At 63.2% G+C, this 26,301-nt stretch carries 27 protein-coding genes; 13 read left to right on the top strand and 14 right to left on the bottom strand.

The features are described from left to right. Positions 1 to 75: 75 nt before the first annotated feature. The gene (locus AAHK20_RS18555) at positions 76 to 516 is read left to right on the top strand and encodes a CBS domain-containing protein (RefSeq protein WP_449182960.1); all 441 of its coding nucleotides are present in this window, start codon (positions 76 to 78) and stop codon (positions 514 to 516) included. Between the two features lie 124 nt (positions 517 to 640). Here the strand turns inward: AAHK20_RS18555 and AAHK20_RS18550 are convergent, their stop codons facing one another. Then, positions 641 to 964: a DUF4148 domain-containing protein gene (locus AAHK20_RS18550; protein ID WP_449182959.1), complete on the bottom strand. Its 324-nt coding sequence runs from the start codon at positions 962 to 964 to the stop codon at positions 641 to 643. A gap of 638 nt (positions 965 to 1,602) precedes the next feature. On the opposite strand from AAHK20_RS18550, the gene AAHK20_RS18545 reads away from it, so the two are divergent. Beyond that, positions 1,603 to 2,307, top strand: coding sequence for a helix-turn-helix transcriptional regulator (locus AAHK20_RS18545; protein WP_449182984.1), 705 nt, complete (start codon positions 1,603 to 1,605; stop codon positions 2,305 to 2,307). Here the strand turns inward: AAHK20_RS18545 and AAHK20_RS18540 are convergent. Next, the gene (locus AAHK20_RS18540; RefSeq protein WP_449182958.1) at positions 2,270 to 2,599 is read right to left on the bottom strand and encodes a helix-turn-helix domain-containing protein; all 330 of its coding nucleotides are present in this window, start codon (positions 2,597 to 2,599) and stop codon (positions 2,270 to 2,272) included. The two genes, AAHK20_RS18545 and AAHK20_RS18540, sit on opposite strands and share 38 nt — an antisense overlap. Positions 2,600 to 2,746: 147 nt before the next feature. Here AAHK20_RS18540 and AAHK20_RS18535 point away from each other — a divergent pair, with 147 nt between their 5' ends. Further along, positions 2,747 to 3,337, top strand: a complete 591-nt coding sequence (locus AAHK20_RS18535; RefSeq protein WP_449182983.1) for an acyl-homoserine-lactone synthase — start codon at positions 2,747 to 2,749, stop codon at positions 3,335 to 3,337. Positions 3,338 to 3,500: 163 nt separating this feature from the next. Beyond that, positions 3,501 to 3,929: a hypothetical protein gene (locus AAHK20_RS18530; protein ID WP_449182957.1), complete on the top strand. Its 429-nt coding sequence runs from the start codon at positions 3,501 to 3,503 to the stop codon at positions 3,927 to 3,929. Here AAHK20_RS18530 and AAHK20_RS18525 read toward each other — a convergent pair. Next, the gene (locus tag AAHK20_RS18525; RefSeq protein ID WP_449182956.1) at positions 3,901 to 4,548 is read right to left on the bottom strand and encodes a DNA-3-methyladenine glycosylase; all 648 of its coding nucleotides are present in this window, start codon (positions 4,546 to 4,548) and stop codon (positions 3,901 to 3,903) included. The genes AAHK20_RS18530 and AAHK20_RS18525 overlap by 29 nt on opposite strands. Positions 4,549 to 4,832: 284 nt before the next feature. Between AAHK20_RS18525 and AAHK20_RS18520 the strand changes: the two genes are divergently transcribed. Then, entirely contained in the window at positions 4,833 to 5,921 is a 1,089-nt protein-coding gene (locus AAHK20_RS18520) for a calcium:cation antiporter (protein ID WP_449182955.1), read from the top strand. Between the two features lie 97 nt (positions 5,922 to 6,018). Here the strand turns inward: AAHK20_RS18520 and AAHK20_RS18515 are convergent, their stop codons facing one another. The 4 genes from AAHK20_RS18515 to AAHK20_RS18500 form a co-directional block, all read right to left on the bottom strand. After that, a complete protein-coding gene (locus tag AAHK20_RS18515; protein WP_449182954.1) occupies positions 6,019 to 6,726 on the bottom strand; it encodes a DUF2968 domain-containing protein in 708 nt (235 codons plus the stop codon). A 577-nt stretch (positions 6,727 to 7,303) separates the two neighbouring features. After that, entirely contained in the window at positions 7,304 to 8,179 is an 876-nt protein-coding gene (locus AAHK20_RS18510; RefSeq protein WP_449182953.1) for a LysR substrate-binding domain-containing protein, read from the bottom strand. A gap of 60 nt (positions 8,180 to 8,239) precedes the next feature. Next, on the bottom strand, positions 8,240 to 9,157 hold the full coding sequence (lhpI, locus tag AAHK20_RS18505; protein WP_449182952.1) for a bifunctional Delta(1)-pyrroline-2-carboxylate/Delta(1)-piperideine-2-carboxylate reductase: 918 nt from the start codon (positions 9,155 to 9,157) through the stop codon (positions 8,240 to 8,242). A gap of 63 nt (positions 9,158 to 9,220) precedes the next feature. Continuing rightward, positions 9,221 to 9,859, bottom strand: coding sequence for a proline racemase family protein (locus AAHK20_RS18500; protein WP_449182951.1), 639 nt, complete (start codon positions 9,857 to 9,859; stop codon positions 9,221 to 9,223). A 233-nt stretch (positions 9,860 to 10,092) separates the two neighbouring features. Here AAHK20_RS18500 and AAHK20_RS18495 point away from each other — a divergent pair, with 233 nt between their 5' ends. Next, a complete protein-coding gene (locus AAHK20_RS18495; RefSeq protein WP_449182950.1) occupies positions 10,093 to 10,341 on the top strand; it encodes a hypothetical protein in 249 nt (82 codons plus the stop codon). Positions 10,342 to 10,389: 48 nt separating this feature from the next. Here the strand turns inward: AAHK20_RS18495 and AAHK20_RS18490 are convergent, their stop codons facing one another. Beyond that, positions 10,390 to 11,040 carry a C39 family peptidase gene (locus AAHK20_RS18490; RefSeq protein WP_449182949.1) on the bottom strand — a complete coding sequence of 217 codons (651 nt, stop codon included), beginning with the start codon at positions 11,038 to 11,040 and terminating at the stop codon, positions 10,390 to 10,392. A 436-nt stretch (positions 11,041 to 11,476) separates the two neighbouring features. Here AAHK20_RS18490 and AAHK20_RS18485 point away from each other — a divergent pair, with 436 nt between their 5' ends. Continuing rightward, positions 11,477 to 12,331, top strand: coding sequence for a helix-turn-helix domain-containing protein (locus AAHK20_RS18485; protein ID WP_449182948.1), 855 nt, complete (start codon positions 11,477 to 11,479; stop codon positions 12,329 to 12,331). A gap of 22 nt (positions 12,332 to 12,353) precedes the next feature. Here the strand turns inward: AAHK20_RS18485 and AAHK20_RS18480 are convergent, their stop codons facing one another. The 3 genes from AAHK20_RS18480 to amaB all read right to left on the bottom strand — a co-directional run bounded on the left by AAHK20_RS18480 (position 12,354) and on the right by amaB (position 16,398). Then, positions 12,354 to 14,159, bottom strand: a complete 1,806-nt coding sequence (locus AAHK20_RS18480) for an ATP-binding response regulator (RefSeq protein WP_449182947.1) — start codon at positions 14,157 to 14,159, stop codon at positions 12,354 to 12,356. Beyond that, positions 14,156 to 14,674 carry a putative pterin-binding protein gene (locus AAHK20_RS18475; RefSeq protein WP_449182946.1) on the bottom strand — a complete coding sequence of 173 codons (519 nt, stop codon included), beginning with the start codon at positions 14,672 to 14,674 and terminating at the stop codon, positions 14,156 to 14,158. The genes AAHK20_RS18480 and AAHK20_RS18475 overlap by 4 nt, the downstream gene beginning before the upstream one ends. 212 nt (positions 14,675 to 14,886) lie before the next feature. Further along, the gene (amaB, locus tag AAHK20_RS18470) at positions 14,887 to 16,398 is read right to left on the bottom strand and encodes an L-piperidine-6-carboxylate dehydrogenase (protein WP_449182945.1); all 1,512 of its coding nucleotides are present in this window, start codon (positions 16,396 to 16,398) and stop codon (positions 14,887 to 14,889) included. Between the two features lie 651 nt (positions 16,399 to 17,049). Between amaB and AAHK20_RS18465 the strand changes: the two genes are divergently transcribed. The 6 genes from AAHK20_RS18465 to AAHK20_RS18440 all read left to right on the top strand — a co-directional run bounded on the left by AAHK20_RS18465 (position 17,050) and on the right by AAHK20_RS18440 (position 23,386). Beyond that, a complete protein-coding gene (locus AAHK20_RS18465; protein ID WP_449182944.1) occupies positions 17,050 to 18,042 on the top strand; it encodes a sugar ABC transporter substrate-binding protein in 993 nt (330 codons plus the stop codon). Positions 18,043 to 18,241: 199 nt separating this feature from the next. Then, positions 18,242 to 19,177, top strand: a complete 936-nt coding sequence (locus AAHK20_RS18460) for an ABC transporter permease (protein ID WP_449182982.1) — start codon at positions 18,242 to 18,244, stop codon at positions 19,175 to 19,177. 81 nt (positions 19,178 to 19,258) lie between these two features. Further along, complete coding sequence (locus AAHK20_RS18455; protein WP_449182943.1) at positions 19,259 to 20,053, top strand: ATP-binding cassette domain-containing protein; 795 nt, start codon at positions 19,259 to 19,261, stop codon at positions 20,051 to 20,053. A gap of 25 nt (positions 20,054 to 20,078) precedes the next feature. Beyond that, positions 20,079 to 21,302 (top strand): ROK family transcriptional regulator, encoded by a 1,224-nt coding sequence (locus AAHK20_RS18450; protein WP_449182942.1) that lies wholly within the window; start codon positions 20,079 to 20,081, stop codon positions 21,300 to 21,302. A gap of 2 nt (positions 21,303 to 21,304) precedes the next feature. Then, positions 21,305 to 22,573: an NAD(P)/FAD-dependent oxidoreductase gene (locus AAHK20_RS18445; RefSeq protein WP_449182941.1), complete on the top strand. Its 1,269-nt coding sequence runs from the start codon at positions 21,305 to 21,307 to the stop codon at positions 22,571 to 22,573. A 135-nt stretch (positions 22,574 to 22,708) separates the two neighbouring features. Beyond that, entirely contained in the window at positions 22,709 to 23,386 is a 678-nt protein-coding gene (locus tag AAHK20_RS18440; protein WP_449182940.1) for a TetR/AcrR family transcriptional regulator, read from the top strand. Positions 23,387 to 23,462: 76 nt separating this feature from the next. Here AAHK20_RS18440 and AAHK20_RS18435 read toward each other — a convergent pair whose 3' ends face one another. Genes AAHK20_RS18435 through aroQ form a run of 3 tightly spaced genes read right to left on the bottom strand, consistent with a single transcriptional unit; the run spans position 23,463 to position 26,242 of the window. Further along, positions 23,463 to 24,845, bottom strand: a complete 1,383-nt coding sequence (locus AAHK20_RS18435; protein WP_449182939.1) for an MFS transporter — start codon at positions 24,843 to 24,845, stop codon at positions 23,463 to 23,465. 40 nt (positions 24,846 to 24,885) lie between these two features. Then, positions 24,886 to 25,752: a shikimate dehydrogenase gene (locus AAHK20_RS18430; protein ID WP_449182938.1), complete on the bottom strand. Its 867-nt coding sequence runs from the start codon at positions 25,750 to 25,752 to the stop codon at positions 24,886 to 24,888. Positions 25,753 to 25,792: 40 nt separating this feature from the next. Then, a complete protein-coding gene (gene aroQ / locus AAHK20_RS18425; protein ID WP_449182937.1) occupies positions 25,793 to 26,242 on the bottom strand; it encodes a type II 3-dehydroquinate dehydratase in 450 nt (149 codons plus the stop codon). Between the last annotated feature and the right edge of the window lie 59 nt (positions 26,243 to 26,301).

Genomic DNA, 26,301 nt, shown 5'->3' with positions numbered 1-26,301 from the left:
GGCCTATACTTGAACCCAAGCCCCTCGCTTTTGCCGTTGAACCGTGCCCCTTCACATCAAATCGGAGACACCTTCATGCCAAGCGTTGCGCAAATCCTGAAGTCCAAACCCGAACAGTCTGTCGTAACGATCGGGGCCGATAAATCGGTCTTCGACGCCATCAAGCTCATGTCCGACCGGCAAATCGGCGCGCTCATCGTAACGCAGGACGCCGACATCGTCGGCATTGTGACGGAGCGCGACTACGCTCGCAAAGTCGTGCTGATGGACCGCTCGTCTAAAACCACGCCTGTACGCGACATCATGACCAAGTCGGTGCGCTACGTGCGCTTGAGTGAGACCGCACAGGACTGCATGGCGCTCATGACCGAGCATCGGATGCGTCACTTGCCTGTCATCGACGAAGGCAAGCTCGTCGGCATGGTGTCGATCGGGGATCTGGTGAAGAACATCATCGACGAGCAGCAGTTCACGATTCAGCAGCTCGAGCACTACATCACGGGTGCGCACACCTGAGCTTGGCGCATCCGCGACATCGGCAGGCGCGCCGCGCATCGGATGATGCGGGCGAGCCCGCCGCAGTCCACGTCGTACGGCATCGCACGGCGCCTTGCGCGCCGCGGGTGCCGACGACTCAACCTCAGCGGCCGAAGTAGACCGACATCGGGCCGTTGGCGTTAGCAGCCGGAGCACCCGACTGCGATGCGCCGCTCACTTGCGGGCCGTAGCCGCTCGTACCAGCCGCGGCGGCCTGCACGTCCTGCCCATGCACGCGCTGTTCCGCAGCCTGAATGTCGGACGGATAGGTCAGGTTGTCCGATCCCGGCTGATACCCTGCCTTTTCCAATTGCACGAGTTCTGCGCGCACTTGCGCGCGGCTCACCGGCTGTGCCGATTGTGCGAACGAAGCCACCGGTGCGGCCAGGACAGTAGCGATAACAGCGGCATAGACGATCGATTTCATGATGATTACCTCCAGATTTTGTGGGTTGTCGCAATGACTGAATGTCTTAAGCGATTAACTTCAGTCTAGTCATCGTCACTTTCGACAAAAACCCCAAGCTCAGATAAGCACTTTTACGATCTCAGAAATAATTCCGCATTGATGCGTTACGCTTCTCGCGATACATCACGCGTTTCGCATTAATGCTCATTGACGGGGAAAATCTGTCCAGCCGCGGATTTGCCGTGAGACTCCCGCGGCGAGAACGATCAGAAAATCGAACTAGCCGCAAAGCCGGCACTAACAGAGTGCATAGCGCGATACGTTTCTCGCGGTGCCTGCGATAACACGCCGCGATTCGACGCATGGCTGCGCAATTCAATCCGCGCTACGCTAGACAGACGGTGCGATACATGCCAATCCGCACTTGAAATGGAATTCAAACGCAACAGACAAACATTGAGCGCGCATTTAGCATCGCCGCTCCAGTTCGGCAAAGAAGGATAAGAAGTTAAAGATGCATTTGTCTGGTATGATTTTTCACATACCGTTATTGTCTTAAAAAGCAAAGCCAATCCGTCGAAAGCGAATCAGCCTATTCACCGAACATGGTCTTTGCAACTTCCGAGGGTGTAATGCCGCGACAATTCATCGACCAAATGTCTCCGCTATGGCAGGCAACCGACGAGAAATCGTGGTTCCACGCGCTTTCCGCATTTGGGAGCCAATACGGCTTCGAGCACACGCTTTTCGCAGTCGTGCCAAGGCCTGGGATGAAGTACACCGACGTGTATCTGCGCAACAACTACCCGACCGACTGGCGGAAGACCTACGTCGACGAGGGGTACGTATTGATTGACCCGACAGTCGAACACTGTTGGACACGGATGAGCCCTCTCATCTGGTCATCACAGCAATTCGTGGGCGACGAGCAGCAGAGACTTTACGAAGAAGCCAGCATGTATGGCTTGCGAACCGGTGTGACGCTGCCGATCCATGGACCGAAGCAAGAGCTCGGGATGCTGTGCTTCGTGTCAAGCGAAAAAACGACGGAGAATGTTCGGAGGCAGATTGAACAAGATCTGCCAACGTTGACCCTGCTGCGCGATGTCGCATTCGATATGAGCCAGCGCTTCCTGCATAGCCACACCGAATCGCTGATCCCGAAACTGACGCCGCGCGAATCCGAATGCCTGAAATGGACGGCTCAAGGGAAATCGACGTGGGAGATCGCGAAGATATTCGGTTGCTCCGAAGCCACAATCAATTTCCACATGACCAACATTCGCACGAAGTTCGGCGTCAGTTCCAGAAGCGCCGCAGCGGTCAAAGCAACCCGAATGGGCTTGATAGATCCGGATTGACCACCGTTGGCCAGCGCGCGGCGGGGCGCGACTGCGAAACACGCGAAATTTCGTCGTCCGATATAATTTTTTCGAAATAAAGTCGGAGCAGAATCATCACAGGCTTCGGAATACTCGCACCGAGTTCAAACCGGCTGCCACGCGACTGCGTCACGCCAAAGCGTGACCAGAAGCGCTTCTGACTCTCCTTCACTCTCTTGCGATAGGCCTGGATAAAGGCACTATTGATTTCGACGTGCGCTGGCAGGCGCGGCTCGTGGGACTCCACCGAGTAAAGTTCGACGCTCGACATAATTGCCTCCTCGTTGACATCTTAAGGTTCGCATCATCTCAAGCCTTGCAGCAATTTGTACCTATCTTGCTAGACAGTTACACGCGCCACCCAAAACGCATAATTTCACATGCTCTTTACGTAGCAACGCTAACACTGGAGAGCAAAATGAAAGCAACGATTAGAATCGGCACGCGGCAAGATTTCGCGATGGCGGAATTGGCTCAGATGTATCGTCTGCGCGCCAAGGTCTTTCGCGACCGGATGAAGTGGAACGTCGCTATCCTGTCCGGTATGGAAATCGACGGGTATGACGCTTTGTCGCCTCACTACATGCTCGTGCACGGCAGCTCGAACGAACTGCGGGGGTGCTGGCGAGTCCTGCCCACCGAAGGCCCGTACATGCTGAAAGACACCTTCCCCGAACTGCTGCATGGGCACCCTACCCCGGAGGATCCTCGCGTTTGGGAACTAAGCCGTTTTGCGATCGAGTCGGACTCAGAGGAGCGTTTCGCGTTTGGCGATCTCGCGCTGGATGCAATGCGCGAAATCGTGAAGTTTGCCGATCGCATGGGCATCGTGAGCTACGTCACGGTGACTACGACGAGCGTGGAGCGCTTGCTGAAGCGGACTGGTATCGACATGCACCGATTCGGCCCGCCGATGCGAATCGGCGTCGAAAACACCGTGGCTCTGACCATTGAAATGAGCGAGCAGACCCACCGCGCGCTTTTCGGCCAAGTTGCAAAAGCCGCGTAATCGCTGTCCCAACACACCGAAAACCGGCCGACTCGCTAAGTCCGGCCGGTTTCGCTCCAGTTCTTACCAACCCCAACGCTCCCCCTTCCCCCGCAAGCCTTGGAGGCATCTCGAAAACGTGATATACCGTTTAAATTATTCCAACTTGCGAAGGAGCCCGACCATGCCGACCAAAAAGGCAACCACCGACACCGTCGAAAAGCCCGCATCGTCTTCTGCCGCCAAGTCCAAAGCCACCACCAAAACAACGGCGAAGCCCGCCGCGAAGGCCGCTGAAAAGCCGGCCAAGGCGGCGGTCGTTGCGCCGCCGGCCGCTGTCCCGGCGAGCAACGGCGCGCAGGCCGCCGGCGCGAAGAAGAAAAAAGCCGAGAAACGCGACAAGGTGATCCGCGACAGCTTCACGATGCCCAAGCACGACTTCGAAAAGATCGCCGAACTCAAGGCCGTCTGTTTGAAGAGCGGTGTCGTCGTGAAGAAAAGCGAGCTGTTGCGCGCCGGGCTGGCAGCCCTCGCCGCCTTGCCCGAGAAGAAATTGCTGGCCGTGGTCGCGTCGGTCGAAACCGTCAAGACCGGGCGTCCGGCGACCCACTGAGCGCGAGCGGCTCGAGCAGCCGCTTCGGCCCGCTTACGAAGCGGCTGCCCGGCACGTAAAAGCGCAGCGGCACATGCATCTCGCGCGACAGGCCGATGCGCTTGGTCGACGCGACACACACGGTGTCCGGCGCGAGCCGCCCGATCCACAGCGCTGCCTCGCCGCATAGATCGGCGCAATCCCATTCGGGACCGATCGCCAGCGCGGCACACAGGCGCCCCGGCCCGCGCGCGAGGTCGACGAGCTTCACGCCCGGACGGCGCGCCTGCATCAATTCGATCCCGTCGAGCGGCTCGATCGCGCGAAAGAGCACACCCGCGCCGACGCCCTCCTCTTCGCTCGACATATTGAGCGTGTACGAAGCGCCGTAGACCATCCGCATGTGCGCGTGGCCCCGCGCCCGAAACATCGCCCCGTTGTGGGGCCTTAGGCCGCGAAACGCGTAACTCGTCGAATCGCCGACCGGATACGCCTCCGTCTCGACGATCCGACCGCTCATACGCCCGTGCGGCGAATCGTAGACGATGCATTTGCCGATCATCCAACGCGCGAGCTCGACGGTATCGACGGGCAGTTCGTCACGCGTAAGCCGCAGGATTGGAAACGTTTCCGAGGGCACGGTTAGTTCCTTACGGGATCGAGGCGCTCGCGCCCGGCAGCGGCTGCGCCGAGCTCGGCGAGCCGTTGTTGCAGACATCCTGAACTGTTGCACGCGTTCGGCGTCCGAATCGACTGACTGCCGCGCGCGCCGGCCTCATGAAGATCCCGCAAACTTTTCTCCGCAAGGAAAGTCGTTTGGCATCTTACTTCATGTATAAATTGAAAGTTTCCGTACAATCGCGCCGCCAGCGGCACAATGCTGCCGCTCGCTCGCCACACCGCTAGAACAAAAGGAAATCATTGATGGCCCGATCACCAAACAACCTGCCTCGCTGGACTCTCTGGGTGCCGATTGCGGCCTGGATCATATTGGCCGCATCGTCGGTCGCTGGCGGAGGGGCATGGTTCGTTGCATTGGTCGCGCTGTGCCTGGCGGGCGCGGTGTTTTCCGCCGTGCATCACGCCGAGGTGGTCGCGCATCGGGTCGGCGAGCCGCTCGGCACGCTGGTGCTCGCGGTGGCTGTGACCATCATCGAAGTCGCATTGATCGTTTCGGTGATGCTGAGCGCCGGACCCGAAAAGGCGGGGTTGGCGCGCGATACCGTGTTCGCTGCCGTCATGATCGTCTGCAACGGCATCGTGGGGATTTGCCTCTTGGTTGGCGGGCTGCGCCACGGCGAGCAGAACTTCCGGGTGAGCGGCGCGAATGCCGCGATGTCGGTTCTTGCATCGCTCTCGATCCTGACGCTCGTCATGCCGAACTACTTGAGCGCGGTACCGGGGCCGGTTTTGTCGACTTCGCAGCTTGCGTTCGCCGGCGTGTCGTCGCTAGTCCTTTATTGCGTCTTCGTATTCGTCCAGACAATTCGCCACCGGGACTATTTCCTGGCGGACGCAAAGGCCGAGGATGAATCCGTTCACGCCGATCCGCCCAGCATGCGCACCGCGCTCATCAGTTCCGCGTTTCTGCTGATCGCCCTCGTCGCCGTCGTGCTGCTCGCCAAGCTGCTTTCGCCGGCAGTCGAGCGTGCCGTGCGGGCGGCAGGAGCGCCGGAGGCTGTCGTCGGTATCGTGATCGCCGCGCTCGTGCTGTTGCCCGAAGGGCTCGCTGCGGTCAGCCAAGCCCGCGCAAATCGCCTGCAGACGAGCCTCAACCTGGCGCTCGGTTCGGCGCTCGCCAGTATCGGCCTGACGATTCCGACCGTTGCGGTGGTGTTCATCTGGACCGGGCAGGCGCTGACGCTCGGCATAGGCGGGATGGAGACGGTGCTGCTGGCGCTGACGCTGCTGGTTGGCACGCTAACGCTTGCCACGGGGCGCACGACCATTCTGCAAGGGGCCGTGCATCTATCGCTGTTCGCCGCGTATTTGTTCTTGTCGATTACGCATTGAGCAACGCGGCGTCGTCGCCGCGCGCCGTCCACTGACGGTTTCGGGCACGCGCGGCAGCGGTTCGCATGACGCGCGCGCGTCGACGCGCATCATGCGCTTAACGGCTAAGCGGCAAATCGGCGTCGTTCTGCTTTTGCAGCTGCTGAACCTGGCGCTGCAGGTCACGCAGTTTCGCCTGCGCCTCGGTCTTCTCGGCTTGCAGCTCGGCGGCTTCGCCACGCGCCTGGCGTTGCTGCTCCACGACCTGCGCTTGCTGGGCGTGGGCGATATCGATGTCGGCCTGCAGGCGTTTCGCGCGGTCATTCTGCAGCGCGATGATGCGATCGAGGAAGGCGTTCTGCGCCTGCAACTCGGTCCGGCGAATTTCGATTTCGGACAGTTGAGCAGTCTGTTGCACGAACGATGCGTAGATCGCTTCCGCTCGCGTGCGATCCTGAGACTGAATCACGCGCCAAAAATGTTTATCCTGAAAGAGCGCGACGTAGTACGTCATTTCCCGCGCGTCGAAGAACAGGCTCGCACCGTAGGTGCCGTTGTAGGTGGTGCGCAACTCGTTCAGTCTGCCGTCGCGGATCAATTGCATCAGCTGGGCGACGTTACCTTGCGCATTGTTGCCGCCCGCTGGCGCGACTTGCTGCGCCCCAGGCCCGGCCTTCCCGTCCAGCGTACCGAGCGCCGGGCGCTCGCCCGCCACCGGCGCCGCTTCTCCCTGATCCACGTCTTGCGCCGATGCGGTGCCCGCCAGCATCGCCGCACAGGCGAGCGCTGCCAGCACCGCGCTTCGAATCTTAAAAGACTGCTTCATACCCCAGTGCTCCATGCGATTTCATTGACGGACGAATTATCTCTCGGAGTTGTCGATTTCCATCTCGTATTGCAGTGCCTTGCTCAAGGCCGAACGGATGATACGCGACGGCCGGCATCACGTCGCGCGAGCGCGCACGGACACGTGGGTTCGACAGGAGCAAGTACGGCATCGAACGTACAGATATGCGCAACCTGAAAAGTCAATCGTCAACAATAAAGATGCGTAGCGACATTTCTCGCCATTTAATTAAATCTCAATTGCAGATTCCGAATTGACCTAATGACAGGCGTGTTGAAGCGTAAGCTCAACACCGGCGATAAGCAAGGCTGTCAGACCGGTTCGTCGTGCGCCTTCGCTATTCGCGGCCGCGCGTCCGGACAATGGCTATGTCAATAAAAAACCTGAGAAATAGCGGCGCAAGACGACGCAATCTATTTGAATCGGTGCAATGTGCAGATCGATTGAAATGGTATTGCAAACCACAGCCGGGCCCGTCATTCTGTTTTATTGGTCATTGCAAATAAAGGCCGCAATCCCTCTGCCGTCATCCCAAAGCATGACTATCCAATCGGGTTCAATCGTCCCGGTGCTTTGCGATCCACTCGCTGAACAACGCCACTTTCTGCTGATGCGCGACGCTGTCGGGGTAGACGAAGTAGTAGCGCAAACCCGTCTCCACGAGCGTGTCGAACGGCATGACGAGCCGCTGGGCCGCAACATCGTCGCCCACCAGCGTCCAGTCGCTGATCGCGACGCCGAAGCCCTGCATCGCCGCGTTCGTCGCCATGTCGAGCGTTTCGAAGCTCGGGCCCAGGCTCACATTCACGTCGTGCGCCCCCACATGATCGAGCCACAGCTTCCAGTCGCGATGATCGCGGGTCGGATGCAGCAGCGTGTGCTGCGCGAGATCCGCCGCTGACGCGAGCGGCTTGTCTCTGAGCAAATCCGGCGCGCAGACCGGCGTGAGCCGCTCGTCGAACAGCGGGATGGCGTGCACGTCGACGCCCGGCGACGACCCGTAGATGATCGCAGCGTCGAACGGCTCGACCTGAAAATCGACGTCGTGTTGCGAGCTGGTCGTGATCTGCAACTGCAGATCGGGGTGTTCGCCCTGAAAGCGCATGATCTTCGGCAGCATCCAGCGCATCACGCAGGTCGGCACTTTCAGCGCGAGGTCGGTGCGCTGGCGCGTGAGGCGCAGCGAAATTTCCTCGATGCGCGCGAAGCTCTCCTTGACCGCGGGGAGCAGAAGCTCGCCCTCGGCCGTCAGCGTGAGCCCCTTCGCATGGCGCTTGAACAGCGGGAATTGATAGTAGTCTTCGAGCGCGAGGATCTGGCGGCTGACCGCTCCCTGCGTCAGACATAGATGCTCGGCCGCGCGCGTGAAGCTGCGGTGGCGCGCAACCGTTTCGAAGATCTGGAGAGCGTTGAGCGGCGGCAGTCTGCGCATGGCATCAATTCAGAGGTCGGCGTTGGAAAAACTCGCGGTGTCTGGACATTAGCCCAAGCATCACGCGACCAAACCTCGCGCAACCCGGCAAGCCGCCAAATCCCAGGCCGCACAGCCGACGCTCTTGAACACCACAGGCGCAAGCGCGCGCGCCGCCCCGGCATCGTTCAACACCGACGCGAGCGTCGCCACACGCGCCCAGTCCACCCCGGCCTGAATGAAGTCGCCGGCTTCGTGCTGCGCGCCGGCGAGATCGTCGACCAACAAGGTGCTGCCGAGCACCGTCCGCGCGCCGATCTCAACGGCATCGGGCGTGAACGCGCCGACACCGACCACCAGTCGCTCGCGCCGCGGCGCCTCGTCGTAGACGGCAACCTTGCTGGTCGTGAGCGTCACGACGACGTCGACCGATTCCGGTATCTCCACACCATCGATCGGCTCCAGGTTCGGCACCGCCGCGCCGTGAGCGGCGCAGAACGCCTGCGCGCTGGCGTACGAACTGCCGCGCACGCGCACCCTCGTCTGCGGGAACACTTCGCTCAAAGCCCGCGCATGATGGACCGATTGCGTCCCGGCGCCGATCAGCAGCACGTCGCGCGGCGCCTCAGGCATCAACGTCCGTATCGCGAGCATTGTGACCGCTGCCGTGCGGCGGCCGGTCACCGTCGGGCCGTCGAGCGCGAAAAGCGCTTCGCCCGTATCGGGATCGCAAGCCGTCACTTGTCCGTGAATGGTCGGCAGCACGCGTTCGCGATTGCGCGGACACACGGTCACCAGCTTGTGGATCGCCAAATCACCGGCGGTCGCCGGCATGGACAGCATCACGCCGCCGTCGTTGAGCGGCACGACAAGACGCGCCGGACTCGCAATCGCGCCTTGCGCGTATTCGATGCACGCGGTTCGCAAGGCGTCGACGAGCTTCGGAAAAGGTGTCAGGCGCGCGGTGTCGTCCGCGTCGAAAATCTTCATTGTGGTCATCGTTTTTTGGGCTCGCTCCATGGAACTCCGCGGGCCGATCATCGCACTTGGCGGATCAGCCGCTCATAGAACGCAACCGTACGCGAACGGATCGCTCTCGTCGATGATCCAATTGGAAAAGCCGCAGATGCGCGCGCAGCCGGCGGTCTCCGGCAATGCCGTCCAAGCCGGCGCGGCAGCGTGCTGCGGTTGCTTGGCATGACGCGTTGCGCCTGCCGCCGCGTGGGCCGCTTGGGCGTATAGACGATGCGCCACGGCCCCTGCCTGCGCGCCCTCGAGGCGCACCGTGCCGGCATGATCGCCATCCCACTTCACGAACGCAACGACGACGCGCCCCGGCAAATCGATACCCACGCGCGTTTCCGGCGCGCTGCGCTCGACCCAGCCGAGCGCCACGGCGACCGTCGCGAGTGCGATCACGCCGTCGTCATTGCGCTCGAAGTAGCCGTCCGCGTCGACGAAGATCATCCCGAGATTCGCGCCTTCGCTCACGGGTTCGGTCAGGAAGCCGCCTGCCAGACCGTCGTAGCCGCGTGGCGCGAGAAAGAGCGCGCGCCGCCAATGGTCCGCGTTGCGCTCGAGCCATGCGCGCCGGTCAGCGAGCATCGTGCCGGCGAATTTCGGCAGCCCGCGCGTCACGAGCCGGAACGGCCGGCCGTTCGTGTGCACATCCACGGTGTCGATCGTCCGATTGAGCTTCATGATGCATCCGACGATTTATCGCCCCGCCGCTCCATCATGTCCTCCTGTTTCTTGTGCCATTGATGGTGGCTGGAAACTTAGACGACATTGCGCCGCGCAGCAACGTTTTCAAAAATCATCGCGGCACGGCAGACTGCGCTTGACCGCTTGACGACGCGGCGCCGATGCTAGGCTAGTATCGATTGCCCTTACGCCTTTACGCCGTTTCGCCGTCACTGACCGGAGAACCTACGATGTCCTGCTCCCCGCTAGACGAGAAAGACATTCGCCGCGTGCTGCGACGCATCGAGTACGAGGTGCAGACCGTGCGCGAAGAGGGTTTCACCACGCCGAGCTGCTGGTATGCACTGGACCGGCTCGAACTCATCAAGGGAATCTGCGAGCGCGCGCTGGCGGGCGACAAGCTCGCGAGCGTCTATAACTTCGCGAACGAAAGCGAAGCCGAAGCCCACTACTTCGACGAGCCGGACGCCTCTAACTGACGCGCCGGCGCAACCCGCGCGAAGTTTCGCCGCGGCATCCGCCAACTGTTATCGATTGAACGACCGTGAGCCGTGCGAGCGCGAGATCGTCATGCCTCGACCGGCAAAGAAGCGCTCGAATGCGTCAAAGCGCAGATAGGCATCGGCCTGATGCGGAGCGATGCCCGAAGGATTGTGAAACCACACGCCATGGCGGTCGGCGCCGTGCAGCAGAATCAGATGGCCGCCACGGGCTTCATTTGGCTCGTCCGGATAGCGAATCCGCGGACTTACCGAAGCGATCGCAAACGTGTCCGAGTCGATGCGCCCAGCCAGCGCTTCGATGCCGATTTCGGGCAACACGTCCACCATCAAGCCGAACGTATCTCCAACCCAATCGGCAAACGGCCGGTAGATCAGCCCGTCGACACCGCCATCCGCGCGCATCTTGTACGCGCCGCGCTCCAGCGCCTGATCGAGCAGCGCCGCGCGGGATGCGCGCCGGATCCGCCAAAAGTCCAGCACCGACTCGAGACAAGTCAACCCGCATACGCGCGGCGCCCAAAACCGATAGTGCTCCGGATCGGCAAAGCCGCTTTGGCGCCAATGCGGATCGTCGCAAGGATCGGCCGATTCCTCGACTATCGGCCGCACCCAGTCGGGGCTCCCCCATTGCGAGTAATACGGCACATTAATATGACGAATTGAATCATCTGTCATTGATTGTTAATTCCTCGGATCAAATAACCGCCATTCGGTACAATCTTGCCCGCCTGCAATTTCTTTACATTTCACCTTCACCGTTGGAAATGACAGAGGCGGAAGGTAATGTAAGGCATTCCCTAGCGAAATTCGGTACTTGCTTGCATATTGTGCGACCCGTAACGCGTTGAAACATATTTGACGCAGGATGGGCGAGCTTTTCTCGCTAAGATATACTCCGATTCCCAGCGTGACACGACGCCTCGAAACCGGTTTCATCTGCCGAAAAGCGGCGCTACCCCATAGTTGTGATGCTTTCTATTAGTCCGTTCGCCTCACTCCCCAGCGTGACCGGTCGGCTTGCGAAGCAAGCGGCTTATTGATGCGCTATTTGCGTTGATATTCAGCTTGGTGTCCTCTTACTACAATTGAAATCGAGACGCTTTCAAGCAGCATGACCAACGAAGCAACTTCAACCGACTCCCTCGCAGTCGCCGAGCGCGTGCGCGAGTTGATGAGCCGACACGGCATTGGCAAGCGGCAGCAAACGACCGAACTGTGCCGCATCCTCGACCTCAGTTTCTCGCAGGGTCATCGCAAACTGCGCGGCAACAGTCCGTGGACGCTTTCGCAGATCAAGAAAGTGGCCGAGGCGTTCGGCGAACCGGCGGCGCAACTGTTCGGCGCGCAGACGCTCGATCCCGGCATGGTGGGCGCCAATGCTCAGGAAGCCGTGTTTTGCATCGGCGCCGTCGAGATGGGTTGCACGGCCTGGATCGGCGCCCAGATCGAAGCCGGCACGCGCCCCGAGTTCATCGCGTATTCAAAGCAAGGCCAATGGCGCGTCGTGCGCCATGACGGCGCGCTCTATCAAAACGCGTTCGAAGTCCACAAGATCGAGATCTATCCGCGGCGGGGCGAAACCGACAAGCCGTCGATCGCCGTGGTCGACGACGATCAAACCTCCGCCGACAACCTGCGCGACTACCTGGAGCAAAGCGGCTTTTCGGCCACCGCGCTTTATGGGCTGCAAGCGTTCAACAACGCGCTGCAAACACAGATATTTGACGCCGTCGTGATCGATTGGCTGTTCGGCGGACAAACGGCGGCCGCCGCGATCCAGAACGTGCGCTCGTCCGAGAACCCGGACGCGCCGATTTTCGTGTTGACGGGCGAATTGCTGACCGGCAAGGCCAGCGAATCGGAGATCAGCGACGTGATTCGCCGCTTCGACGTCGCGTGCTACGAGAAGCCCGCGCGCCTTGCCATTCTTGTCGCGGATCTGACCAAGCGGCTGAATCGGGCGTAAGCCGCCCTTCATCAACCGCCCTTCAAACCACGCGCTGCGCCGCCCGCGCGCGTTCCACCGCCTCGCGCAATTGATCGTAGTGCAACGGCTTCGACAGCACCTCGAAGAACGGCCCGCCCTCGCCATTCAAGGCTGAATCCGGCGCGTAAGCGCTCACCGCGATGACGGGCACGCCCGCGCTCGGCCCGCCGCGTTCGCGGAACTCGGCGATAAACGAATAGCCGTCCTTGTCGGGCATGTGCAAATCGACCAGCACGACATCGCACCGCTCGCTGTCCAGCCAGCGCAGCGCCTCGTCCGCGCTGCCGGCCGCCACCGCGTCGCACGCCATATGCGCGAGCAGCTCGCCGAGCGATTCGCGCACCGGCGGATTGTCGTCGACGATGAGCACGCGAGGCCGCATGCCGGTCGCCGCATCGGGTTGCTCGATGTCGCACGTCACGGGCGGCTCGACCATGCGCACGGGAATCGTCACGGCAAACGTCGTCCCTTCGCCGACACGGCTCGTCACCTTGATCGCGCCGCCGAACAATTCCACCAGCCCGCTGACAATCGCGAGCCCCATGCCCGCGCCGCCGTAGCGCCGCGTGCGGGAGCCGTCGAGCTGCGTGAACTCCTTGAACAACAGCGGAATCTGCGCCTCTTCGACACCCGGTCCCGTATCGCTCACGGAAATGGCGAGCACGCAGCATTGCACGTCGAGCGCGACGTGAATCGAACCCGTGTCGGTGTAGCGAATCGCGTTGGTCACGAGGTTGCTGAGGATTTGGCGGATGCGGTGCGGATCGGACTCGACCATGCCCGCGCTTCCTGCGACGCCGCTGGTCAGCACGAGACCCTTCGCGCTCGCGGCCTGCAAGTGCTCGTCGACGATCGATTCGATCAGGAGGCGCGGATCGAAGCGCTCGTCGTGGAGCACGAGCTTGCCGGCGCCAAGCCGCGCGTAGTCGGTCAAGTCGCGCATCTGCACTTCGAGGTGCCGCGCCGCCGTTTCCAGGCGGCGAATCACTTTGCGGTCCGCCTCGGATTGCAGATGAAAGCCGAGCAGCTCGACCGACGACACGATCGCGTGCAGCGGCGTGCGCAACTCGTGGCTGATCATGCCGAGGAAGGTGTCCTTCGCGAGACTGGCTTCGCGCGCCACGCGCGCCGCTTCCTGCTCGGCGTCGAGGGCGGCGTGCTGCTGCGCGATGAGCTTGCTGCGGCGCATGCCGTTGAAGATCAAGAGCGCCGTCGCGGCCGCCGACAACAGCAGCAGCACGATACCGCCCGCAAACAGGTAGCGGCGCTTCGCGACGAAATCGGTCGCGAGCGCATCGTGTTCGGCGACATCGACGAGCCGCCGGCTCTGCGCGAGATCGTTGACGTCGTCCCAATGCGCGTTCAGCGTCTCGACGATCCGCCCGGCACGCGATGGGTCGCCCGGCAAGGCGTCGAAATCGGGGCGCAGCGCGTCGATCGTCTTCTCGAGCGCAATCAGTTCATCGTGCTGCCAACGCTGGAGCGATGGGTGCTGCGCGAGCCGGCTCGTCGAGCCGAGCATGACCCGCAGCTTCGATTGCAGGATCTGGTAGCGCAGCGTCAGCGTGCCGAGGTCCCAGTCCTCCCCGGTCTGATAGCACAGCACCTGGTTTTCGAGGCGCGAGTAGGCGATCTGGAACTGCGCGGCATCCCAGTAAAAGCCGTCATACGGCGCCGTGACCTGAATCTCGGCGCGCGGTGCCAGGAGGTTGTCGTAAAGCAGATAACCGACTGCGCCGATGGGCGGCGCCAGCGCGGTCAGCCAGATCAGCACGAACGCCAGGCGCCGCAGGGAAGCCTTTTTCATTTGATGACGAGCGACTTGATCTGCCAGACGAATTTAGCCGTTGCGCTGGCCGTCGACAGTTCGTCCGGATACTGGTCGCGCGGATAGATCAGGAACAGCGGGCCGAAATCGCTCACCTCCAAGCGCTTGCCGTTCATGCTGTACGCAAGGATGACGCCGTAACGGTCGGCGTCAGAGGCCGGGATCGCGTAGGTGTAGTCGTCGAACGAATGCAGCTCGACCATCTGACCGCGCGCCCCGACGATCTTCAGGATGTCCGCCAGGCTCGGCCCGACGAAGACCGATTTCTTCGTCCAGGCAGTCGCGGTGGAAATCGAATGGGCCGGCAGACTCAGCAGTTGCGCTTCGCTGAAATGGTAGACGGTGTGCGCGGCGTCGTTGGTCTGGGTGATCTGGCCGGTGACGTCGAGCGCGAGCGGAGCGGCTTGCGCGGCCACGGCGGCCAACGCCGCTGCGAACGCCACGCAAAATGCGCCAGCCCAGGACCGAATGGACGGCTTACGGTATGCAGTCATCGACATTTCCAGTACCCCAGTTTTTATTCGTTAACGACGCTTTTGGCGATTCCTCAACTCTTTAACGCGAGATCGTCTCTTGCGCCAGTATTTTGGCGCGCATTGTAGCGTCTATGGGAGGGGGTAAAGCTGGAAGGCCCTAGATGAAAGGCCCTAAGCGGAAGGCCCGCCGACGAACGCCGCGGCGGAGCCTTCCGGTCAAACCGGAGACGTCAAACGTCGAACTTGACGCCTTGCGCGAGCGGCAGCTCGCGGCTGTAGTTGATCGTGTTCGTCGCACGGCGCATGTAGCTCTTCCACGCGTCCGAACCGGATTCGCGTCCGCCGCCGGTTTCCTTCTCCCCGCCGAACGCGCCGCCGATCTCCGCGCCGCTCGTCCCGATGTTCACGTTCACGATCCCGCAATCGCTGCCGGCCGCCGACATGAATTGCTCGGCTTCGCGCATGTCGTTGGTGAAGATCGCCGACGACAAGCCTTGCGGCACGGCGTTGTGCACGGCAAGCGCTTCGGCGAAATCGTCGTAGACGAGCACATACAGGATCGGAGCGAACGTCTCGCGTTCGACCACCGCGCTCTGCTTCGGCATCCGCACGATGGCGGGACGCACGTAGTAGGCGTCGTCATGGCCTGCGTCGACGCGCTCGCCGCCCTTCACTTCCCCGCCTTCCGCGCGCGCTTGCGCAAGCGCGCTTTGCATCGCATCGAACGAGGCGCGGTCGATCAGCGGACCGACGAGCGTATCGGCAACCAGCGGGTCGCCGATCTTCACGGACCCAAACGCCTTTTCGAGCCGCGGCAGCAGCTGGTCGGCCACGCTGCGATGCACGATCAGGCGCCGCAGCGTCGTGCAGCGCTGGCCGGCCGTGCCCACCGCCGCGAACGTAACCGCGCGCACGACGAGATCGAGATCGGCGCTAGGCGCGACGATCATCCCGTTGTTGCCGCCCAACTCGAGAATGCTGCGCCCGAGCCGCTTCGACAGCACTTGCGCGACTTCCATGCCCATCCGCACGCTGCCCGTCGCGCTCACGAGCGGCACCTTCGGCGATGACGTCAGCGCCGCGCCGACATCGCGCGCGCCGATCAACAGTTGGAGCAGCCCCTCCGGCACCACGCCGGGGTGCGTTTTCTCGAACTCGCGCACGGCCTTGTTGAAGAGCGCATAGCAGGCGATCGCCGTGAGCGGCGTCTTTTCCGACGGCTTCCACACGACCGGATCGCCGCACACGAAGGCCAGCGCCGCGTTCCACGCCCACACCGCAACCGGGAAATTGAACGCCGAAATCACGCCGCACACGCCGAGCGGATGCCACGTCTCCATCATCCGGTGCCCCGGGCGCTCGGACGCGATCGTCAAACCGTACAGTTGCCGCGACAGGCCCACCGCGAAATCGCAGATGTCGATCATTTCCTGCACTTCGCCGAGACCCTCCGACTGGATCTTGCCCGCTTCGAGCGTGACGAGCTTGCCGAGCGCATCCTTGTGCTCGCGCAGCACGTTGCCGAACACGCGAACCAGTTCGCCGCGCAGCGGCGCGGGCACGTTGCGCCACTTCGCAAAGGCGGCATGCGCGGCGTCGATCTTGCGCTCGGCGTCCGCAGCGGTGTCGACGGCGAGCGTGGCGAGCGCCGCGCCGTCGCGCGGCGAGCGGGCGGTGAGCGCGTTGCCCTTCCACTGGGCGAGATCGATATCGAGCGCTGCAAGAATGTCGTTGACTGCCATCACTTCCTCTTTGGGTCGAAGCGCACCGGGTGGCTTGGCGCGCGAGTCGGGCGCCAAGCCGGCCGCGATGCGCGGTATGCGCGGCGGGATCAGCCGCCGCTAAGGGTCGATTCGATCCTTGCGGACCGGGTTGTTGTTCGAGTGTTGATACGGCGCCGCGTACTCATCGGCACGCGCCGTCTGCCTGCGACTCTCCGATTGAATCGCGCTCGCGTGCTCCGCGCAAGCTGCGAAAGCATCGGCCGAATGGCCGATACCGCACGGCCGTCATTGGCCGAGCGCCATTGTCTAGGCGGTGCATTGCACTGGCAATTGATTAAAACTCACCACTTCATTCCCAAAATGCACGAAGTCCACCCAGCGGCCCAACGGATATTCGCGGGGACTAAACACCGATCACACGCCTCTTCACGCCTCCAGATTTACCCCAATCAATGGGTGCTTACATTGCAGCGCACCAATCGACGTCAGCCTTTTCACAGCAAGGCCCGGCCAAATCAGACCCGAATTTTCCCTCCGCACCGCGCAAACGATGATTCCTTGACACCCGTTCCGCCCGCCGCTTTACTAAATAAAACAAGTTGATTTAGTCGCCCAGGAACAGTCACCGTCATCGAAACGCCGTCATTACAAATCCGGAGGAGCACACCAATGAAATCCCGTCAGCACCCTGTCGTCACCCGCATCGCCATGCTGTGCCTCGCCGCGTCGGCCGCTTGCGCCACCGCCGCGTTCGCGGATCAACCCGTCATCGGCCTCATCACGAAGACCGACACCAACCCGTTCTTCGTGAAGATGAAACAAGGCGCCGAAGGCGCCGCGCAGAAGGACGGCGCGAAGCTCCTGACCGCCGCCGGCAAGTTCGACGGCGACAACGCGAGCCAGGTCACCGCGATCGAAAACATGATGACGGCGGGCGCGAAGGCAATCCTGATCACGCCGAGCGATACGAAGGCGATCGTCCCGTCGATCAAGAAAGCGCGCGACGCCGGCGTGATGGTCGTTGCGCTCGATACCCCGACCGACCCGCAATCGGCCACCGACGCCCTCTTCGCCACCGACAACTTCAAGGCCGGCATCCTGATCGGCGAGTACGCGAAAAAAGCGCTCGGCAGCAAGCCCGCGAAGATCGCGACGCTCGATCTCGCGCCGGGCGTGTCGGTCGGCGTGCTGCGCCACAACGGCTTCCTGCAGGGCATGGGCGTGAAGGACGGCGATCCGAGCATCGTCTGCAGCCAGGACACGCGCGGCGACCAAGCGAAGGGCCAGACCGCGATGGAGAACTGCCTGCAGAAAGCGCCCGACATCAACGTCGTCTACACGATCAACGAGCCAGCCGCGGCCGGCGCCTACCGCGCGCTGAAGGCGGCGGGCAAGGACAAGGACGTGATGATCGTGTCGATCGACGGCGGCTGCGAAGGCGTGCGCAACGTCAAGGCCGGCCAGATCGCCGCGACCTCGCAGCAATATCCGCTGAAGATGGCCGCGCTCGGCGTGGAGGCCGGCGTCGACTACGCCAAGAGCGGCAAGAAGGTCAACGGCTATCACGACACCGGCGTCACGCTGATCACCGACAAGCCGATGGGCGGCGTCGACAGCAAGGACACGGGCTACGGCCTCGCCAATTGCTGGGGCGCCAACTGACCCCGCGCGTGCCTGATATGCCTGAATGAGATGTCTCGATGATGTGCATTGAGGCGGCGCGCACCCCGCACGCGCGCCGCCTCGCTCAGTACCCCCCGTTCGCACCCGTTCGACCCTGCCTGGAATCGCCATCATGCCTACCACCCACTCTGTGCCGCCGGTCGCGTCGGCGCCCGCTTCCCGCCGTCTGGCCGACCGCATGCCGAGCCTCGCCGAAATCGGCCCGCTCATTGCGCTGTTGCTCGCGTGCCTGTTCTTCATCTCGCAGAGCAATCGCTTTCTGTCGTTCCAGAACTTCTCGCTGATCCTGCAGCAGACGATGGTCGTCGCGGTCATCGCGATCGGCCAGACGCTGATCGTGTTGACGGGCGGCATCGATTTGTCGTGCGGCATGCTGATGGCGTTCGGCTCGATCGTCATGACGAAGTTCGCCGTCGTGCTAGGCCTGCCGCCCGCGCTCGCGATCCTGTGCGGCGTCGGGGCGAGCACGCTGTTCGGTCTCTTGAACGGCGTGCTGATCACGCGCATCAAGCTGCCGCCGTTCATCGTCACGCTCGGCACGCTGAACATCGCGTTCGCGCTCACGCAGCTCTATTCGAATGCCGAAAGCGTGTCGAATCTGCCGGACGCGATCATGTTCTTCGGCAGCACGTTTCGCGTCGGCCCCGCCGAGGTGACGTACGGCACGGTTCTCGCGCTCCTGATGTATCTCGGGACCTGGTTCGTGCTGCGCGACACCGTACCGGGCCGCCATCTGTATGCGCTCGGCAACAACCCGGAATCGGCGCGGCTCATGGGCCTGAACTCGAACCGCATCCTGATCATGGTGTATTCGCTGGCCGGCTTGATCTACGGCGTCGCGGCGCTGCTGCTCGTGGCGCGCACCGGCGTGGGCGACCCGCAAGCCGGGCAGACGGAAAACCTCGACAGCATCACGGCGGTGGTGCTCGGCGGCACGAGTCTGTTCGGCGGACGCGGCTCGATCGTCGGGACGCTGCTGGGCGCGCTGATCGTCGGCGTGTTCCGGAACGGGTTGACGCTGATGGGCGTGTCGTCGGTCTATCAGGTGCTCATCACCGGGATGCTCGTGATTCTCGCGGTCGCCGCCGACAAGCTCTCGCACCGCGGCCGCTAAAACGCGGCGCCGCTAAGCAAGCCATCGATATCGGGCGCCCGCTACGGCGCCCCCAAGGACACACAGAGTAGAGGAACCACCATGTCGACACCCTCTTCCACCGCCGCCACCCCGGTGCTGCAAGCCAAAGGGCTCATCAAGCGCTACGGGCACGTCACCGCGCTCGACGGCTGCGACTTCGAAGTGATGCCCGGCGAGATCATGGCCGTGATCGGCGACAACGGCGCGGGCAAGTCGTCGCTGATCAAGGCGCTGTCGGGCGCGACCGTGCCCGACGAAGGCGAGATCCGCCTCGACGGCCAGCCCGTGCATTTTCGCAATCCGCTCGACGCGCGCGCTCAAGGCATCGAGACCGTCTACCAGGAACTCGCCGTCGCGCCCGCGATGAGCATCGCGGAAAACCTCTTTCTCGGCCGCGAGATCAAGAAGCCGGGCTGGCGCGGCTCGCTGCTCAAGATGATCGACAAGCGCAGGATGCTCGAAGAAGCGATTGCGGCCATGAAGGACCTGCAAATCGGCATCCGCTCGATGCGCCAGCCGGTCGAGACGCTCTCGGGCGGCCAGCGCCAGGGCGTCGCGGTGGCGCGCAGCGCGGCGTTCGCGCGCCACGTCGTGATTCTCGACGAGCCGACCGCCGCGCTCGGCGTGAAGGAAGGCAACATGGTGCTCGAGCTGATCCGCCGCGTGCGCGATCGCGGTCTGCCGGTGATCCTGATCAGCCACAACATGCCGCACGTGTTCGAGATTTCGGATCGCATCCATATCCAGCGCCTCGGCAAGCGCGCCGCGCTCGTGAAGACGAAGGACATCCATATGTCCGACGCCGTCGCGATCATGACCGGCGCGAAGCAGGCGGACGTCAAGGCGATTGCGTGATGGATGACGTGATGCGGCTTCTGCGATGAGCACTACCCCACGTTCCCGTCCGCCGCTCGCGCGGCCCGTCGGCTCGAATCAGGTCGGCATGCGGCAATTCAACGAGCGGATCGTGCTGCAGGCGATCCGCTTGCATGGGCCGCTGCCGAAGGCCGATGTCGGGCGGCTCACGCGCCTGTCGATGCAGACGGCGTCGCTGATCGTCGAGCGGCTGATCGACGACGGCCTGCTCGCCAAGCAGGCGCGCGTGCGCGGACGCATCGGCCAGCCGTCGGTGCCGATCGCCTTGCGCGCCGACGGCGCGTACACGATCGGCATCAAGGTCGGCCGCCGCAGCCTCGACGTGCTCGCGATGGACTTCACAGGCCGCGTCTGCAGCCGCGACGTGCTCGAGTACGCCTACCCCGATCCGCACGTGCTGTTCCCCGCGCTCGAACAGAAGCTCGCGCGCGTGAACGAAACGCTCGGCAAGAACGCCGATAAAGTGGTCGGCGTGGGCGTCGCCGCGCCGCTCTGGCTCGGCGGCTGGCGCGAGTTTCTCGGCGCGCCGCAAGAAGCGCTCGACGCCTGGAACGCGATCGATATCCGCGCGCGGATCGAAGCGATGACCGGGCTGCCCGTCGAGTTCGCGAAGGACACGACCGCCGCCTGCGCCGCCGAGCTCGTGATGGGCCAGGGCCGCGGCATCCGCACGTTCCTGTATCTGTTCGTAGGCACGTTCATCGGCGGCGGGCTCGTGATCGACGGACGCCTGCATAGCGGGCCGCACGGCAACGCGGGCGCCGTGGGATCGATTCCCCTCGCAGCCGGCAACGGTCCAGCGACGCGACAGTTGCTGCACGCGGCATCGGGCTTCGTGCTCGAGCAGCGCATGACCGAGGCCGGCGCGCCGGCGACGGCGGCGCACGATCACCGCGCGCTGTCCCCCGAGCTGTGGGGCATCACCGAGCAGTGGCTCGACGAAGCCTGCCCCGCGATCGCCTCGGCGCTCACGACATCGGCGGCGCTGCTCGATCTCGAAGCCGTCGTGATCGACGGCGAGGTCGACCGACAGCTCGTGCGCGAAATCCTGCGCCGCACGGAGCGCGTGCTCGACCGCTTCGAATGGGAAGGTATAGTGCGGCCTCAGTTGCTCGAAGGTACGATCGGTTCGGATGCACGCGCGATGGGCGGCGCGATCCTGCCGCTCTACGCGCATTTCGCGCCGACTCACGAACTCTTTCTCAAACCCGCCACGGATATCGCCTGACGATGCAGAGCTTTTACGAAGCCACGGTGTTGCGAACCGCGCGGCCCGCGCTCAAGGACGCGCGCGAGGCCCAGGTCTGCATCGTCGGCGGCGGGCTCGCGGGACTCTCGACCGCGCTCGGGCTCGTCGAGCGCGGGGTGCGCGACATCGTCGTGCTCGAAGACCGGCGCGTCGGCTTCGGCGCCTCGGGACGCAACGGCGGCTTCGTGTTCGGCGGCTACAGCCTCGATTGCGCCGACCTGCTGCGTGCGCTCGGCCCCGAACGCGCGCGCGAGCTGTATCGCCTGACCACCGACGCCGTCGACCTGATTCGCGAGCGGATCGAACGCTACGTCATCGAATGCGACGCCACCCACGCCGGCGTGATCCTCGCCAACTGGTTCGACGATCCGGCGCGGCTCGACGCGCAACGCACCTTGATGAAAACGTCGTTCGGCGTCGATTGGGAACCGATTCCAAACGATCAGTTGCGCGCGCAACTGAAATCGGATCGCTATCACGGCGGCTTGCTCGAGCGTCATGGTTTTCATTTTCATCCGCTCAAATACGTGCTCGGCGTGGCTGACGCCGCAGCCAACGCAGGCGTGCGGATCTACGAACAGAGCCCCGCGTTGAAGCTGCGCCGCAACGGCAGCGGTTTTTCCGTCGAAACTGCGCACGGACGCGTCGACGCGCAGCATGTCGTGATGGCGGGCGGCGGCTACGCGCGCAACGTCTACCGGCGCGTCGAGCGCGCCGTGCTGCCGATCGCCACCTACGTGATGGCGACCGAGCCCCTAGGCGAGCGGCTCAAGGACGCGATCGATTGCGCCTGCGCCGTCTACGACACCCGCTTCGCTTTCGACTACTACCGCCCGCTCGCCGACACGCGCATCCTGTGGGGCGGCCGCATTTCCGTGCTCGAACGCGAGCCGGAAGCGATCGCGCGTCTCTTGAAGCGCGATCTGCTGCGCGTGTATCCGCAACTGCGCGACGTGAAGATCGACTACGCGTGGGGCGGCTTGATGAGCTACGCGCGTCACAAGATGCCGCAAATCGGCAAGAGCGCGGACGGCGTCTGGCATGCGGTCGGCTTCGGCGGACACGGCATGGCGCCCACCACCGTCGCGGGCGAGTTGCTCGCCGCGGCCATCGGCGAAGGCCGGCCGATTCCTGAAGGCTTCGCGGCGTTCGGCCTCACACGCGCTTTCGGACGCCTCGGGCTCGCGGCCGCGCAATTGACTTACACGGCGATGCAAGCGCGCGACGCGCTTGCCGAACGTCGCAGCTAAGGCGCTTCCGTCGAAGCGCGTTACACACGTTTTTGATGTGTCTACGGCGCGACAAATCCACACAATAGTGGGCGCAGTGCCACATATTCTGCGTGCTAGAATCGCCGCGTTCATCGCCGCGCACTTGAAGACACAATGAAGAAGGCACTTAAGGCCGCACCGTCGGATACCACCGACGTCCCCACCGAAGCCCGGCGCAAATACGATCCCGAGCAGACCAAGCGCAACATCCTCGATGTCGCCACGCAGGAGTTCTCCGCGATGGGGCTCGCGGGCGCGCGCGTCGATCAAATCGCCGAGCGCACCAACACGACGAAGCGGATGCTGTACTACTACTTCGAGAGCAAGGAAGGTCTCTATGAGGCCGTGCTCGACAAGGTCTACGGCGATATCCGCACGCTCGAACAAGATCTGCACATCGACGAGCTCGAACCCCAGGAAGGCATGAAGCGGCTCGTCGAATTCACGTTCGACTATCACGACAAGCATCGCGACTTCGTGCGTCTCGTCACGATCGAGAACATTCACGGCGCGAAGTACATCGAGCAACTGAAGTCGTTCAAGAACCGCAACGCGAGCGTGATCAAGACGATCGAGGATCTGCTCGAACGCGGCGTCGCAGCCGGCACGTTCCGCTCCGATCTCGATGCCATCGACCTGCATCTGATGATCAGTTCGCTGTGCTTTCACCGCGTCTCGAACCGCTACACGTTCGGCACCGCGTTCGGGCGCGATCCGTCGCATCCGCGACTGCGCGTGCGCCATCGCGAGATGATCGTCGATGCGGTGCTGCGGTTCGTGCGCAAGGAATAAAGCAACTTGGAAAGAAAATCGCCGCCTGCGCAATGCAGGCGGCGAGCGTTGCAGCATAGAAGGCCTAGGCGGCGGCTCAATCGCTGAGCACGATCCGCTTGATATCCCCGACCACGAAGATATAAGCCAGGGCCCCGATCAGCGCGATCGTGCCGATGAACACGAGCGCGCCGACGAACGAGCCGGTCGCCGTCACGATGAAGCCGATCGCGAGCGGCGTGATGATCCCCGCCAGATTCGCCGCCAGATTGAAGATGCCGCCCGTCACGCCGAGCAGACCGTCCGGCGCGATATCGGAGACGAGCGTCCAGCCGAGCGCGGCCATGCCCTGCGCGAAGAACGCCACCGACATGATCACGATCACCACCGTGTTGCTCTGCACATAGTTCGCGAGCACGATCGTCGATGCCAGCAGAAGCCCCGTGATGATCGGCAGCTTGCGCGCGACATTGGGCGACTTGCCGCGCTTGAGCATCCAGTCGGAGAACCACCCGCCGAACAGCACCCCCACCGACGCCGCGATGAACGGCATGATCGCGAAGAAGCCGATCTTGAGCCAGGCCATATGGCGCTCGGTCGCGAGGTAGGTGGGGAACCACGTCAGGAAGAACACGAGCGTCGAGTTGCCGGCGAACTGGCCGAGGCAGATGCCCAGCAGTTGACGCTGCTTCAAGAGGTGCCCCATCGTGCGCCAGCTCAGCTTGGCCTTGGGTTGCTCGGCGCTTGTGTCCGCGCTTGTGCCTGATTTCGATTGGCGATGCGTGAGCCCGCCGCCCGCTTCGATGTATTCGAGCTCGGCCGCATTCGCACCCGGATGGTCGCGCGGCTCGCGATAGAAGATCCACCAGATCACGGCGAACACGAGCCCCGCCGCGCCGACGACGTAGAACAGCGAGCGCCATCCGTACGCGCCCATCAGCGCGAACAGAAACGGACTAAAAAACGCGAGGCCGATGTATTCGCCGACGGTATAAGTCCCCGTCGCGAGCGCCCGCTCGTTTTGCGGGAACCACGTGGCGACGACGCGGCTGTTGGTCGGAAAGCACGGCGACTCCGACACTCCAAGCCCGAGCCGGCACGCGAGCAGCGGCGCCACGCCATGCACGAACCCTTGCAGCAGCGTGCACAGCGACCAGAACGTCATCGACAGGTAGTACGTGAGCTTGCTGCCAAAGCGGTCGAGAAAGAGGCCGCCCGGAATCTGCGCGGCGACGTAGGTCCACGAAAACGCCGAGAACATCACGCCCATCACGGCCGCACTGATGCCGAGCTCCTTGGTCAACTGCGGCGCCGCGATGCCGAGCACCGTGCGGTCGAGGTAGTTGATCATCGTGCCGATCGCCAGCAACGCCAGAATCTTGTAGCGCGCGGAGGTTCGGCGCACCGTTGCTGCCGGCACGCCTTGCGCACGCGCGTGCTCGCCCTGCGGCGCAGCTTGCGCCTGAATCTGCTGTCGCACAGATGTCTCCTTGATTGATATGTATTGGGCGGCCGGCGGATCAGCGCGGCAGCAACGTCTGAAAGTGCTGGAACATGCGCTCGGCGTCGGGCGCGATGCCGGTGAAAATCTCGAATGCGTCGACCGCTTGATACACCGCCATGCCGCCGCCCGTCAGCGTGCGGCAGCCGAGCGCCTCGGCGGCCTTCAGCAGTTCGGTCTTGATCGGGAAGTACACGACGTCCGCGACCCACAGCGCCTTGTGCAGCAATTCCACCGGCAGCGGCACGCCGGGGAGCTTGGCCATGCCGGTCGGCGTCGCGTGGATCAGGCCGCTGGCCGCCGCCACGGCGTCGGCCAGCGCACTCGGCGTCTCGCCGCCCGCGCTGACACGCGACGCCGGAAAGCGCGCTTGCAGTTCCTCCGCGAGCTTCGCCGAACGCGCGGCGTCGACGTCGAACAGCGTCAACTCGCGTGCACCCATCATCAGCGCCGCGTGCGCCACCGCCGCGCCCGCCCCGCCCGCGCCGAGCTGCACGACGCGATCGAGCGACACGCCCGGCAAGCCGCGCTCGAAGGCGCGCTTGAAGCCGGACCAATCGGTGTTGTGTCCGATGCGCTTGCCGTCCTTGAACAGCACCGTGTTCACCGCGCCGAGCGCGCGCGCATCGTCCGACAGGTCGTCGAGCAATTCGATGACCGCCTGCTTGCACGGGTAGGTGATGTTCAGTCCGTTGAAGCCCATGCGTTCGGCGGCGGTCAAGAGCGATGGCAGCGACGACATGTCGAGCCGCAGCGCCTCCAGATCGATGCGCCGGTACACGTAGTTGAAGCCGAGCTGGCGGCCCTCCTCTTCGTGCATCGCAGGCGATAGCGAGCCGCCGATGCCCGAACCGATCAAGCCGGTCAGAAACGATTTCGATGTCATTGAAACTCCTTCAATACGCTTGTTCGAGCCTTGGCGGCGATCAGCGCGCCTTGGCGAGCAGTGTCGCCATGCGCCGCAAGGCCAGCTCGTAGCCCTCGGTGCCGCATCCGCAGATCACCGCTTCCGCCACGTTCGACACATACGAATGGTGCCGGAATGCCTCGCGGCGGTGAATGTTTGAAATATGCACTTCGATCACGGGCTTATCCACTGCGCTCAGCGCATCGGCAATCGCCACCGACGTATGCGTGTACGCCGCCGGGTTGATCACGATGCCGTCGGCCGTCGTGCGCGACGCCTGAATCCAGTCGATCAGTTGATGCTCGGCGTTCGATTGCTTGAATTCGATCGACAGCCCAAGCGCGTCCGCGGCGCTGCGGCAGCGCGCCTCGACGTCCTGAAGCGTTTCCGCCCCGTAGATATGGGGCTGGCGTGTGCCCAGCAGATTGAGGTTCGGCCCGTTCAGGACCAGCACCGACGGCTTGCTCATGTGATGCGACTCCATTAATGGCGCGGACTTGAAGGCTGCGGCTCGTCCAGCGTGAGACG

Source organism: Trinickia camelliae (assembly GCF_053525655.1).
The sequence above is the reverse complement of the archived record's forward strand: the minus strand, read 5'-3'. Positions and strand labels throughout refer to the sequence as shown.